Raw genomic sequence first — 12948 nt, forward strand, 5'->3', positions numbered from 1 at the left:
GCAGGGGCGCGGCCCGGAATTCCACCGCCTTGGCCGTGCTGAATGCTTGTAAGGTTGAAGCAGAACCGCGCAGGCCGGCAGCGCCAGCATCAACCGCCAGGTAAAGGAGATGCCATGAACCCGGAACCTTCCGGAACAGCCACGTCCCAGGATGTTGCAGTGCCGGTGCGTGCCCGCTTCGGCTCCTCGGAGGTACCGGCGTCACGGGCCACCCAGGACCGCATAGACATCCCGGAGTTTGCGCCGAACCTGCAGCCTGAAGGCGATATCCGCCCGGACCGCTTCCTGGACCGTGAACTGAGCTGGCTCAGCTTCAACTCCCGGGTGCTGGAACTGGCCGAGGACCCCACCCTGCACCTGCTGGAACGGGTCAGCTTCCTCTCGATTTTCGCCTCCAACCTGGACGAGTTCTTCATGGTCCGGGTGGCCGGGCTGAAGCGGCGCATCGCCACCGGCCTTGCAGTGCCCTCCCCCGCCGGGCTGAGCCCGGTTGAGGTGCTCGAACGGATCAGCGCGGAAGCCCACCGGCTCCAGCAGCGGCACGCGCAGGTGTACGCAGACCAGATCCGGCCTGCCCTGGCCTATGAACACATCCACCTCATGCACTGGGACGAACTGGATGACGCAGCCAAGCAGCAGCTGAGCGTCATGTTCGCCGAAAAAGTGTTCCCCATCCTTACGCCGCTGGCGGTGGACCCGGCCCACCCCTTCCCGTACATTTCCGGCTTGTCGCTCAACCTGGCAGTGGTGGTGCGCAACCCGATCAGCGACAAGGAGCTCTTCGCCCGTGTCAAGGTGCCGGACCAGCTCCCTCGCCTGATCTCCATCGACGGTCCCCGTGCCGGCGCGGTGGCGGGCCGGGTGGCCCGCTTCATCGCCCTTGAGGAAGTCATCTCCGTCCACCTGGACAAACTCTTCCCCGGGATGGAGGTCCTGGAGCACCACACCTTCCGCGTCACCAGGAACGAGGACGTGGAGGTGGAAGAGGACGACGCCGAGAACCTCCTGCAGGCCCTCGAAAAGGAACTGCTGCGGCGCCGCTTCGGCCCGCCTGTCCGGCTCGAGGTCACCAATGACATCAACCCGAACATCCGCGCGCTGCTGATCCGCGAGCTGGGCGTCGAGGAATCCGAGGTGTATTCCGTTCCGGCTCCCCTGGACCTGCGTGGGCTGTCCGTGATCGCCGCCATCGACCGTGCCGACCTCCACTACCCCAAGCACGTCCCGCACACGTCCCGATACCTCAACGAGTCGGAGACGTCCAAGGCCGCCAACGTGTTTGCGGCCATGCGCCGGCGGGACATCCTGCTGCACCACCCCTACGACTCGTTCTCCACCTCCGTCCAGGCCTTCCTGGAGCAGGCCGCCGCGGATCCCAAGGTCCAGGCCATCAAGCAGACCCTGTACCGCACGTCCGGCGACTCGCCCATCGTCGACGCGCTGATCGATGCGGCCGAGGCCGGCAAGCAGGTCCTTGCCCTGGTGGAGATCAAGGCGCGGTTTGACGAGCAGGCAAACATTTCCTGGGCCCGCAAGCTGGAACAGGCCGGCGTGCACGTGGTCTACGGCATCGTGGGCCTCAAGACGCACTGCAAGCTCTCGCTGGTGGTCCGGCAGGAGGTGGACGGGCTCCGCCGGTACTGCCACATCGGCACCGGCAACTACCACCCCCGGACCGCCCGCTACTACGAGGACCTGGGCCTGCTGACCGCCAACGAGCAGGTGGGCGAGGACCTGTCCAAGCTGTTCAACCAGCTTTCCGGCTACGCCCCCAAGTCCACGTTCAAGAGGCTGCTGGTGGCACCGCGTTCTGTCCGTTCGGGCCTGATCGACCGGATTGAAACCGAGATCCGCAACGCCCGGGCCGGGGTTCCCGGGCGGGTGCAGATCAAGGTGAACTCCATGGTGGATGAGGCCATCATCGATTCCCTGTACCGTGCCTCGCAGGCCGGTGTGAAGGTGGACGTGGTGGTCCGCGGAATCTGCTCCCTGCGGCCCGGCGTGCCCGGCCTCAGCGAAAACATCACGGTCCGCTCCATCCTGGGCAGGTTCCTGGAACACTCCCGTGTGTTCGCCTTCGCCAACGGCGGGGACCCGGTGGTGTACATCGGCTCGGCAGACATGATGCACCGCAACCTGGACCGCCGCGTGGAAGCACTGGTGCAGCTCGCGAGCGCCGACGACATCAACTACGTCCTGGACCTGCTCAAGCGCTACATGGCACCCGGAACCGCCAGCTGGCACCTGGACAACGAGGGCAACTGGACACGGCACCACCTGGCTGAGGACGGCAGGCCGCTCGAGGACGTCCAGTCCTGGCTGCTGGCCTCCCGCCCCCGGCAGCGCAGCCTGAGCCGGCGGTAAGGGCCACTGCTTTGTCGAGCGACGTTAAAGCGACTGTTTTGTCGAGCGATGCACTTGTAGCGGACCAGACAGACCACCCCGGGGAACCAGTAGCCGTCACGGCTGCCGGTGCCCTGCCCTGGCGGGTGGTCAAGGACAAACTGGAAGTCCTGCTGATCCACCGCCCCCGCTATGACGACTGGTCCTGGCCCAAGGGCAAGATCGACGACGGCGAAACCATCCCCGAGTGCGCTGTCCGGGAAATCCAGGAGGAGATCGGCCTGACCGCCCAGTTGGGCATCCCGCTGCCGCCCATCCACTACCACGTGGCTTCCGGGCTGAAGGTGGTCCATTACTGGGCAGTGAAAGTGAACGGTGCCCGCCTGCTTCCCGACGGCAAGGAGGTGGACAGCGTCATGTGGTGCACGCCAGACAAGGCGGCGTCCCTGCTGTCCAATCCATCCGACGTCGTGCCCCTTGAATACCTGCAGGAAGCCCACAGGCGCGGGGAGCTGGACACGTGGCCGCTCCTGGTCCTCCGCCACGCGAAGGCGAAGCCTCGCTCCTCGTGGAGCAAAGCGGAAGGCGAGCGGCCGCTGGCTGCCACCGGGACGCGGCAGGCGCAGGCAGTAAGCCGGCTCCTGCATGCCTGGAAGCCGCCGCGCGTGGTGACAAGTCCCTGGCTGCGGTGTGTCGCCACCGTGGCACCCTACGCCAAGGCTGCCGGCGCCAAGGTGAAACTCGTTGAAGCCCTCACCGAACACCGGCATGAGCGCAGCCCCAAGAAGACCGCCGCCGTCATTGAAGCCCTCTTCGACAAGCAGCGGCCGGTGGCGGTCTGCACGCACCGGCCGGCCCTGCCCACGGTCTTCGGGCAGCTTGCCCGGCATATGCCGCCGCACCTTCGGGCCCTCCTGCCGGCCAAGGAACCGTACCTGTCCCCGGGTGAAATGGTGGTGTGCCACGTGGCTCCGGGCGGGCGGCGGCAGATCGTGGCTGTGGAGCAGTTCAAGCCCTTCGACGACTAGGAGCGTTAGGGCGGCGGCGTTTGACCCCTCAAGCTTTGTATCGAAGGCTTAGTACATTTGATGCACAAATCGGGGGATAAAGTGCCGGTTATCGATGCAGTTCTCTTCAGTAATGTTCCGCCGATGGCTTTGCTGTGGCCATTTTTGCTGGCTGCAGGGAGCTACCTCCTGCTTCGCTGGGTCATCTGGGGCCCTGGGGGCAACTCCGTGGCCTCCGCTTCCCAGCACGCATTATGGGTGGGGGTAATAGGTTGGCTGGCCAGCTCACTGCAGGCAGCCGGAAACGCGGGCATTCTTCACGTCAATCCTGGCTTACCGGCGCTCAACAGCACAGCGGGCATCGTGCCCGCGCTGGCATGGCCTGTACTTGGCTGCCTGGCCGTGCATGCCATCGGCCAACTCAGCTACCCCGTACCCCGGCTCGCCCGGCGGCAGGCAGACCTGGAGGTGCGGCGCGTCCGCGACTTCCTGCCGAGACCACTCGCCTGGACCGTTGCGGCCGTGTTTGCGGGGGCCGCTCTTCAGATTGGCTGGATGGCTACACTTCCTGGCTATGCTCCAATCTCCTACGGGTCCCGCCCGGACCCAGGCCATGGCCTTGTTCCGTATGGCGGCGACGGCCGGGTCCCCGGCGTCGAGCTGGCGTCCTACCTTGGGCCCGCGCTCCTCGTCCTGGCTGCCGGAACCTACCTCGTGCTGGTGCTCATCACCCGCCGGCGCCGGCTCGAGGTACTCGACACCGAGGAGAACAACCTCCTCAGGACCATCGCCATGAACCGGCTGCTCCGTACCGTGGCCACCATAGCGTCGGGCCTGGCGGCGATAGTGGGCAACCATGCAGCGCGCCCCGATCCTTCCGTTGTTTCCAATGGATGGGTGAATGTTGCCGGCGCGGTGAACCTCGCGGTCCTGCTCGCGATGTGGTGGTGGGCGCCGCCTAAGCTCCGGGCGTTCCAGACAAAGGGTACGGCGCATGCACCCGGTGAACGGGCAGCAGCCTCACACCCTGCCTCCCGGCTATGCATGTCTCTGGGGGCCGCCTTGGGTCTGGCCGCATTGTTTCCGGCCCTGGTGGCGGTACTTGTTCCGGGCGCCGTCACGGGGCACCCGGCGCTGGTTGTTGCCATGGCCGCTGCGCCCGTCCTGGTGGTTACAGCCGCGGGCGAACTGCTGATCCAGCGCAATTACGGAGATCGCGGCGCCCCGCGGGTATGGCCTCGCCAGCCTGTCAGCCCTGCCCTCCTCACCACCGGCATTGCGGCCCTTGCCGTGGTGGCCGGAGCCATCCTTGTAACCGCCGTCGTCCAAGTGGACCTCGGCATCCTTCCGTCCTGGACCCCAACTTCGTGGGCGTGCATCGCCGTGGCACTGCTCGCGATCCTTCCCCTGGTTGCCGCTAAAAGACGGCACGGCATTACGACGACGGTTCCTGGCCTGGATGCAGCGCTCCGCGCCATCACCGTGCACAGGGTGGTCCGGACCCTGGCGGCCTGCTTCACCGTCCAGGCGGGGGCGCTCCTGCTGTCAGCGGGACCCGCCATCCAGCACGCGCTGGACCTAAAACCTACCCCCTGGGCCTGGGCTTGGGACGTCGCCCCCTCCACCGGCGCCCTGTCGGCCGCCGCAGGCATCGTTATCGCCGTGATTCCTGTGCGCGGCTTCGCCCGCGTACCCGCTCCCGGCCGTATCCCCGAGAAGGAAACCGCCACATGAGTGCGGGGATCACCGTTGACCTGCACTCCCCGACACCTCCGTATGAACAGATTCGCTCACAAATCAGTTCCCCTTGCATCGGGGACACTCGTCCCGGGAAGCCGCCTGCCCACCGTCCGCAGTCTTGCTGCCGATCTGGGCATCGCAGCGGGCACCGTCGCCCGGGCGTACAAGGAGCTTGAGGCCGCGCGCACCTGACCGATGAGCTAATGCTCGACCTGCTGCGGGGCCGGCTGGGGAAGGGAAGGACGTAAGGGACCAGAAACGGCCCCCCTGCTGGTCCGGGGTCCACCGGGCGCACTGATGGACAAGTAGACTTTAGCCGTGAGCATCCCAACGCCTTATGAAGACCTCCTGCGCGATGTCCTGGCTTCCGGCACGCACAAATCAGACCGCACGGGAACCGGAACCACCAGCGTTTTCGGGCGCCAAATGCGGTTCGACCTGTCCAAAAGCTTTCCGCTGATCACCACCAAAAGGGTCCATTTCAAGTCCGTGGCAGTGGAACTCCTGTGGTTCCTGCGCGGCGAAACGAACGTGAAGTGGATGCAGGACCAGGGCGTCACCATCTGGAATGAATGGGCTGACGCCGACGGCGACCTGGGGCCGGTCTACGGTGTCCAGTGGCGCAGCTGGCCCACTCCCGACGGCGGCCACATCGACCAGATCGCCGAGCTGATGGACAGCCTGAAGTCCAACCCCGACTCGCGCCGGCACGTTGTCTCGGCCTGGAACGTCTCCGAGCTCCGGGACATGGCCCTCCCGCCGTGCCACGCGTTCTTCCAGTTCTACGTGGCGGACGGCAAGCTGTCCTGCCAGCTCTACCAGCGCTCCGCCGACATGTTCCTGGGCGTCCCCTTCAACATTGCCTCCTACGCGCTGCTCACCTGCATGGTGGCGCAGCAGGTGGGGCTGGAACCCGGTGAATTCGTCTGGACCGGCGGTGACGTTCACATTTACGAAAACCACATGGACCAGGTCCTCAAGCAGCTGGAGCGCGAACCCTACGAATACCCGCAGCTGAAGATCCTCCGCAAGCCGGCGTCCATCTTCGACTACACCCTCGAGGACTTCGAAGTGGTTGGCTACCGGCACCACCCCACCATCAAGGCGCCGATCGCAGTATGAGCACCGACAAGTCCACAGACCCGCAGTCCTTTACGGAAGAGCTGGCCGCCTCGGTAACCGGCGTCGGGCTGGTCTGGGCGCAGACCCCCGACGGCGTCATCGGCAAGGACGGCGACATGCCCTGGCACCTGCCCGAGGACCTGAAGCACTTCACCCGGCTCACCATGGGTCATCCCGTGGTGATGGGCCGCAAGACGTGGCTGTCCTTCCCGGAGAAGTACCGCCCCCTGCCCGGGCGGACCAACATCGTCATCACCCGGCAGAAAAGCTGGGCCGGGACACCCGAGGCGGAGGGCGCCGTCGTGGTTCCTTCCCTGGATGATGCGCTGCTGGAATCGCAGTTCGTGGAGGGCGGGGACACTGTGTGGATCCTGGGCGGTGGAGAAATCTTCTCCCAGTCCACCGAGCTGGCGAACGTCGCGGTGGTGACCACTATCGATGTGACGGCCGACGGCGATACCTACGCCCCGCAGCTTGGCCCAGGCTGGGAGGCATCGGCCTCCGTGCCGCCGGACGGCTGGCTGACAGGCGCCAACGGCACCCGCTACAGATTCACCAAATGGTCAAGGACTGAGGGCTAGAAATGTTGAAGAAACCGGAAACCCTCTTTGTCCTGGGTTACATGCTGCTGCCCCTGCTTGCCCTCCTGTCCGCGATCGTTGGGCTGACCATGATCCTGGGCGGCAACAAAATCGCCGGGGCCATCGTGTTGGTGGTAGTCACGCAGGTGTTCGCGTTCGGGGCCTTCTTTGCGCTCCGGGCCCGCAAGGCCGCCGTGCTGGAGGAGTCCAAGCGGGGCTAGGAGTTGCCGCGTGCATGGGGAGCGCACCCCATCGCGCCCTGCCCGGGCCTGCCACTAGGCTGGGCATGCAGCGTGAGGCACAGCTGTTCGACTGATTGGGGGATGCCAGGTGGCAGGAAACTTGTGGGGCGCCGATGTTGACCAGCTGCGCACGCTCGCGCAGCAGTTCAACAAGACGGCCGACCTGTTGATGCAGCAGTCAACCCAGCTGAGCAGCCACATTAACAACAACCCGGCATGGAAGGGCGAGGACGCGGAACACTTCCGCTCCGACTGGAACGGCAACCACCGGGTGCTCCTGCAAAAGACCGCAGCGCGCCTCAAACAGGAATCAAAGCTCCTGCTCACCAACGCGGATGAACAGGACAAGGCGAGCAATGCCGGAGGTGCAGGCGGGTCCGGGCCGGGCGGCCCTGGTTCGGGCGTGCCGGGCGGCAACGGCCCCGGCGGCAACGGGCGCGGGAGCGACAATCCCTGGGGGCCGGACTGGCTGGCAGACCCGAATTCGCCCTTCCGGAACGGCTGGGATATCTACGGGCTCACCAAGGCCTTCCCGAATATGCGGGCCGGAGTGTTCGACATCGCCGCGATGCTGCACAAGTCCCGTATTGGAGATTTCCTTGATCCCGCAGCCTGGCGGGCCTTCCAGAACTCCAACGAGTTCAGCAAGTTCTTTAACCTGTCCAACAACCTGTTTGAGGGCAAATTCCACCAAGTCCTTGGCCTTGCCGACACCAGCACGGCATTCAAGTACCTTGGCGCCTTCAGCGGAGGCCTGGGACTCGTCGGCGCGGGCCTCGACAGCCTGGATGCCGTCAACAACTTTAGGGAAGGCGACTACCAGGCTGGCGCGTACTCCGCCACCAAAGCGCTCCTGGGCGTCGGCTCCTTCGCGCCGCCACCCGTCGGTACGGCCTGCATGGTGGCCAGCGGCGCCCTTGCCCTCTACGACAACGTCCCCGTCGTCCGCGACTCCGTGAACTACGTCGGGGATAAGATCGCGGATGGTGCGGAAGCCGTTGGCGACGCCGTCGGTGACGGCGTCGCCGCGGTCGGCGACTTTTTTGGCTTCTGAGAACTGAGGAGATTACCCAGTGACTGAAACAACTACGGCCAGGCCTTCCACTGCTGACCAAGGGTTCCCGGACGCGATCGGTTTTGGCTTCGCCGAGCTTCTGGTCCTCCTAAACCTCCGGCGGGGCCCGGCAGCCGAAGCCTCCGCGAAGGCGCTGCGCCTGGAGCGCGAACTCGATGATGCCTCCTTGCTTTCTGCGGGTGCTTCCTCCCTGGTGGCACGCGGCGCCGCCAACGTTGAGCCTGGCGGTGAGCTTTCCGTCGCCGGACCGGTGGCAGCGGTGGCCACTGCCCTCACGGAGGCTACCAAGCGGATGCAGATCAACCTCCTCACGGCCAATTCCGTGGACAACGTCCTCTCGGTCGAGTCGCCTGCCTATCGGATCCTGCTGCAGCCCCGCGCCTACTTAAGCTGGTTCGCCATGGCCCAGCGTCCCGACACAGCGCCGGCAGAAGCCAACTTCTTCATCATCCGCAAGCACCTCGAGGACAACCCTGCCGGCGGGGCCACCATCCGGCTGCTCGAGGACGGGGCAGGGCGGCAGCTGCTGATCAAGCGCAGCGGACAGGGCTGGGCAGCGGGCTACGGCGTCCTCGACGCACCCGGCGAACACATACAGGAGATCAGCGGCCTCACCGACAGCCAGCTGTTGGACCATATCCGATCAATCCGACAGGACTAGCGTGCAGAACAGCTTTTCAGGCAACAGTGCGGGCAGCGGCCCTGCAGCAGACGACCAGGTCCGCGCCGACCATGAACAGGCACTGGCGCGCGGTGAGAAGAGAGTCCTGTTCCGGACCGTAGAGGGCAGGCTTCACAGTTACGGCAAGGACGAACTTGGCGTGGTCACCGCCAGTTCCCACCCCCAGGTGAGGTCCGCCGCCGGTTTCCTCGCCATGGCTGTCTTTTTCGCCGCCGTCGCGGTCTTCTCCATCCTGCTGATCGCCGGACCCACCAGCCGGGGCGAAGACCCCATGTGGGGAGCCCTGGTCCTGACCGTGGCGGCTGCGGGCGGTGTACTCTACGCGGTGCGGATGGCGGGGGTCGCGCGCAAGGCCAAGCGCCTGAGGGCGGAACGTGGAATTCCGGAACCCACGGGCAGGCAGTTCGACAGGTAGCCCTGCCGGCCGCCGTCGCGCCTTTTGTCCGACGCCCCTGGCGGCGTGACGTAACCGACTGCGCCCTGCCGGTTCCGAAGTCTAAACTGTACGAATGACTACAGCAGCTACCCCTTCCGTCGGCCTGGTCGGATGGCGCGGCATGGTCGGTTCCGTCCTCATGCAGCGCATGCAGGACGAGGGCGACTTCGCCAACATCAACCCGGTGTTCTTCTCCACCTCCAACGCGGGAGGTGCCGCGCCGTCCTTCGCTGACGGCGCCGGCAAGCTCGAAAACGCGTTCGACGTCGACACACTGGCCAAGCTGCCCATTATCGTCACCGCCCAGGGCGGCGACTACACCGAGCAGGTCCACGGCGAGCTGCGCAGCCGCGGCTGGGACGGCCTCTGGATCGACGCCGCCTCCACCCTCCGCATGAACGATGACTCCATCATTGTGCTGGACCCCATCAACCGCGACGTCATCGACAAGGGCCTGGTCAACGGCACCAAGGACTTCATCGGCGGCAACTGCACCGTGTCCTGCATGCTGATGGGCCTGGGCGGGTTGTTCAAGAACGGCCTGGTGGAGTGGGGCACCTCCATGACCTACCAGGCTGCCTCCGGCGGCGGCGCCCGGCACATGCGCGAGCTCCTCAGCCAGTTCGGCACGCTCAACGCCGAGGTCAGCACGGAACTGGACGACCCGGCGTCGGCCATCCTGGACATCGACCGCAAGGTCCTGGCCCACCAGCGCACGGAGATCGACGCGAGCCAGTTCGGTGTTCCCCTGGCCGGATCCCTGATTCCCTGGATCGACGCGGACCTGGGCAACGGCCAGTCCAAGGAAGAGTGGAAGGCCGGGGTGGAAACCAACAAGATCCTGGGCACCTCCGAGGACAACCGCGTGATCATGGACGGGCTCTGCGTCCGCATCGGTGCCATGCGCTCCCACTCCCAGGCCCTCACCCTCAAGCTCCGCGAGGACCTGTCCGTTGCCGAGATCGAAAAGCTGCTGGACGCGGACAACCAGTGGGCCAAGGTGGTTCCCAACACCAAGGAAGCCTCCATGGCCGAGCTGACCCCGGTGGCCGCTTCCGGCACCCTGGACATCCCCGTAGGCCGCATCCGGAAGATGGAGATGGGCCCGCAGTACATCAGCGCCTTCACCGTAGGCGACCAGCTCCTCTGGGGCGCCGCCGAGCCGCTCCGCCGGATGCTTAACATCGCCACCGGGAACCTGTAACCTCCCCGGCGCAGTCACGCGGGGTCACTTACCGCCCGATCCGCACCTGCGGGTGGGCGTAAGTGACCCCGCGTTGTTCTGCCGTCAGCTGTCCAGGAACTCCAGGTAGCGCCGGGCGGCACGGTCGAAGGCTGCCCGCGCTGAAGTCCCCAGTTGCCGGGCACCGTCAAAGAGTTCAGGCACGACGGCGGCACCCGGCCCGGTGCCTTCGCGGCCCCAGGTGCCAACCACCTCTCCCCCGGCTACCAGGGTCTTCTTGAAGACGCCGTTGCCGCCGGGCACGATCCTGTCGGCATGCTCCGCTGCGAGGACCAGTTTCCGGTCCTGGTACCCCAGCAGGAACTCGTCGAAGCCGGGCAGCAGGAGGACGGAGCGCTGCCCGGGGACACCGCCGTCGAGCAATCCAGCTACCTCCGGGGACAGCCAGTAGCTGTTCCCTTCGAACTCCAGCTCCACCACCTGGTCTTTGACATCCTCAAACGCCGCCCGGACCTCAGTCAGGGGGATCTGCGTCCACCAGGCGAAGTCCCGGACGGTGGCAGGCCCGTGGCTCCGGACGTAACGCAGCACAAACCCGGCAATGGCCTCCTGCCGCTCCAGGCGCCGCGACGCGGGGATCCACTCATCGAAAGCCGCGAACTGCTGCTGGTTTCCCGCCAGCGGCCCCGGGACCAGCCATGCGTGCCGGCACAGCGTCCCAAGGATGTGGATGCCCCGCTGCCCCTGCGTGGGCTGCCCGGCGGTGTCAAAAACCTGGAAGAGTTCCCTGCGGCCGGCCGCTCCTCCGCCCGAAACCAGCGCCAGGGCGATGTCCCGGCACTTTTCGATATCCGCCCATGTGATGCCCAGCTCGCGGTGCCGGGAGGCGGTGCCTTTGGTAAGCCGCTCGGCGGTAAGGTCCAGCATCCACCGCAGGTCCTCCGGGGCCACCAGGTGCAGGGTTCCCCGCATGGGCCAGGACCGGACGACAGCACCGGAATCGAGGGCAGCGCGTGCATTGCTGAGGCCAGTCCCCGGCGCCCGGGCGCCCACCGCCCACAGGGCTGCCTGCAGGTCCTGGGCCTGCATCGCGGTCATCCAGCGGACAGTAGCGGCGATGGGATCCTGAGGATCCGCTTGCTGCGCGGCAGCGGTGACGGGCAGCGGCACCAGCCGCTGGGACACCAGCCGCAACCTGCCGAGGGTCCTGCCGGTAACGCGTTTCCCAGCCATGGCCCCATCCTACGGTCCGGCCGGGAGCGCCGACATGGCCCCAGTGCAGGATGAGTCCGCCGGCAGCAGGAAAGAACCGCTACAGCTCCAGGCCGATGAGCAGCGGCTCCGGATGGAGGGTAATGCCAAAACGCCGTTCGACGCCGGCACGCACCTCGCGGGCCACCGCCACCACGTCCGCCGCTTTGGCTGAGCCGCGGTTGGTGATGGCCAGGGTGTGTTTGGTGGAAAGTGAAGCCCGGCCCCCGCTGACGCTGTCCTGTTCCAGGCCGAAGCCCTTGCCGAAGCCTGCCTGGTCGATGAGCCAGGCAGCGGACAGCTTCACCAGCCCGTCCTGGCCGGCGGGATAGCGGGGCGCCTTGTCCGGGAGCGCTGCGGCGACCCCGGCCGGGACGATCGGGTTGGTAAAGAACGAACCGGTGGAGTACGTGTCACGGTCTTCGGGGTCCAGCACCATGCCCTTCGAGGACCGCAGGCGCAGGACCTCCCGGCGCACGTCCGTCGAATAGGCACGCTTCCCCTGCTCCACGCCAAGCGAGCGTGCCAGCTCCGCATACCGGATGGGAGCGCTCATCCGCCCAATGGGCAGCTGGAACTCCACGGTCAGCACCACGTACCGGGGCGAGCCGTTGGAGGTGGTCTGCTTGAGGATGGAGTCCCGGTAGCCGAATTTGAGCTCGGAGTTGGTGAAGGTCTTCACGGCGTTGCGTTCGCGGTCCCAGGTCCGGACTGCGGCGATCGTCTGGGAGACATCGGAGCCGTAGGCACCCACGTTCTGTACCGGAGTTGCCCCTGTGGACCCGGGAATCCCGGCAAGGGCTTCGATCCCGGACCATGCATGGAGGACGGCATGCTCCACCAACTTGTCCCAGTTGTGGCCCGCCTGCACCACGACAGCCACGCCCCCGCAGGAGTCCTCGGCGTTGACGGTGAACCCTTCCGAGGCGATCCTGACCACGGTTCCGGGGAACCCGTCATCGGAAATCAGCAGGTTGGAACCCCCGCTGATGATCAGCAGCGGCTGCCCCGCTGCATCAGCAGCCCGGACGGCATCGATGATCTCGGCCTCGGTACGGGCCTCGATATATGTGCCGGCGGGGCCTCCGACGGCGGCCGTGGTCAGTTCGGAAAGCATCGTGGGAGTCACCAGACCACCTTACTAGTACAGGCAGCGGAGGTCTTGGCACCTTCGTCGACACCGCAGATCGTGAATCAACAAGACCGATAATTAAACAACAAACCTAGTATTTGATATTTACAAAATTGTCATACCTGCGTACCTTCAAGCCAGCGGATCACACACA

12 protein-coding genes and 1 pseudogene are annotated in these 12948 nt (G+C 65.9%); 11 read left to right on the forward strand and 2 right to left on the reverse strand.

Going from position 1 to position 12948, the window contains the following annotated elements; genetic code table 11:
* Positions 1–114: 114 nt before the first annotated feature.
* The 11 genes and pseudogenes from ASPHE3_RS14090 (at position 115) to asd (ending at position 10432) form a co-directional block, all read left to right on the forward strand.
* Positions 115–2364: an RNA degradosome polyphosphate kinase gene (locus ASPHE3_RS14090; RefSeq protein WP_013601864.1), complete on the forward strand. Its 2250-nt coding sequence runs from the start codon at positions 115–117 to the stop codon at positions 2362–2364.
* A gap of 38 nt (positions 2365–2402) precedes the next feature.
* Positions 2403–3371, forward strand: coding sequence for an NUDIX hydrolase (locus tag ASPHE3_RS14095; protein ID WP_013601865.1), 969 nt, complete (start codon positions 2403–2405; stop codon positions 3369–3371).
* Between the two features lie 123 nt (positions 3372–3494).
* Complete coding sequence (locus ASPHE3_RS14100) at positions 3495–5084, forward strand: hypothetical protein (protein WP_254362879.1); 1590 nt, start codon at positions 3495–3497, stop codon at positions 5082–5084.
* Positions 5081–5273 (forward strand): annotated as a pseudogene (locus ASPHE3_RS21555) (GntR family transcriptional regulator); the annotation flags it as partial. The gene ASPHE3_RS14100 and the pseudogene ASPHE3_RS21555, both read left to right, overlap by 4 nt.
* Before the next feature lie 135 nt (positions 5274–5408).
* Positions 5409–6212 carry a thymidylate synthase gene (locus ASPHE3_RS14105; RefSeq protein WP_013601867.1) on the forward strand — a complete coding sequence of 268 codons (804 nt, stop codon included), beginning with the start codon at positions 5409–5411 and terminating at the stop codon, positions 6210–6212.
* Entirely contained in the window at positions 6209–6793 is a 585-nt protein-coding gene (locus tag ASPHE3_RS14110) for a dihydrofolate reductase (protein WP_013601868.1), read from the forward strand. Before ASPHE3_RS14105 ends, ASPHE3_RS14110 begins: the two co-directional genes overlap by 4 nt.
* A gap of 2 nt (positions 6794–6795) precedes the next feature.
* Positions 6796–7014, forward strand: a complete 219-nt coding sequence (locus tag ASPHE3_RS14115; protein WP_013601869.1) for an NF038396 family protein — start codon at positions 6796–6798, stop codon at positions 7012–7014.
* A gap of 109 nt (positions 7015–7123) precedes the next feature.
* Positions 7124–8089 (forward strand): WXG100 family type VII secretion target, encoded by a 966-nt coding sequence (locus ASPHE3_RS14120; RefSeq protein WP_013601870.1) that lies wholly within the window; start codon positions 7124–7126, stop codon positions 8087–8089.
* A 19-nt stretch (positions 8090–8108) separates the two neighbouring features.
* Positions 8109–8771 (forward strand): hypothetical protein, encoded by a 663-nt coding sequence (locus tag ASPHE3_RS14125; protein ID WP_013601871.1) that lies wholly within the window; start codon positions 8109–8111, stop codon positions 8769–8771.
* A 1-nt stretch (position 8772) separates the two neighbouring features.
* Positions 8773–9207 (forward strand): hypothetical protein, encoded by a 435-nt coding sequence (locus ASPHE3_RS14130; protein ID WP_013601872.1) that lies wholly within the window; start codon positions 8773–8775, stop codon positions 9205–9207.
* Between the two features lie 94 nt (positions 9208–9301).
* Positions 9302–10432 carry an aspartate-semialdehyde dehydrogenase gene (gene asd, locus ASPHE3_RS14135; RefSeq protein WP_013601873.1) on the forward strand — a complete coding sequence of 377 codons (1131 nt, stop codon included), beginning with the start codon at positions 9302–9304 and terminating at the stop codon, positions 10430–10432.
* 84 nt (positions 10433–10516) lie between these two features.
* Here the strand turns inward: asd and ASPHE3_RS14140 are convergent, their stop codons facing one another.
* Together ASPHE3_RS14140 and ASPHE3_RS14145 are read right to left on the reverse strand one after the other, a co-directional pair.
* On the reverse strand, positions 10517–11644 hold the full coding sequence (locus ASPHE3_RS14140; RefSeq protein ID WP_013601874.1) for a winged helix DNA-binding domain-containing protein: 1128 nt from the start codon (positions 11642–11644) through the stop codon (positions 10517–10519).
* 79 nt (positions 11645–11723) lie between these two features.
* A complete protein-coding gene (locus ASPHE3_RS14145) occupies positions 11724–12791 on the reverse strand; it encodes a UDP-N-acetylmuramate dehydrogenase (protein WP_041652225.1) in 1068 nt (355 codons plus the stop codon).
* Positions 12792–12948: the final 157 nt, after the last annotated feature.

Source organism: Pseudarthrobacter phenanthrenivorans Sphe3, from assembly GCF_000189535.1.
In the GTDB taxonomy this organism is placed as follows: Bacteria; Actinomycetota; Actinomycetes; order Actinomycetales; family Micrococcaceae; genus Arthrobacter; species Arthrobacter phenanthrenivorans.

Coding starts and splice junctions, on each gene's coding strand:
- ASPHE3_RS14100 (WP_254362879.1), top strand. CDS start 3,495: ATGGCTTTGCTGTGGCCATTTTTGCTGGCTGCAGGGAGCTACCTCCTG.
- ASPHE3_RS14090 (WP_013601864.1), top strand. CDS start 115: ATGAACCCGGAACCTTCCGGAACAGCCACGTCCCAGGATGTTGCAGTG.
- ASPHE3_RS14115 (WP_013601869.1), top strand. CDS start 6,796: ATGTTGAAGAAACCGGAAACCCTCTTTGTCCTGGGTTACATGCTGCTG.
- ASPHE3_RS14140 (WP_013601874.1), bottom strand. CDS start 11,644: ATGGCTGGGAAACGCGTTACCGGCAGGACCCTCGGCAGGTTGCGGCTG.
- asd (WP_013601873.1), top strand. CDS start 9,302: ATGACTACAGCAGCTACCCCTTCCGTCGGCCTGGTCGGATGGCGCGGC.
- ASPHE3_RS14110 (WP_013601868.1), top strand. CDS start 6,209: ATGAGCACCGACAAGTCCACAGACCCGCAGTCCTTTACGGAAGAGCTG.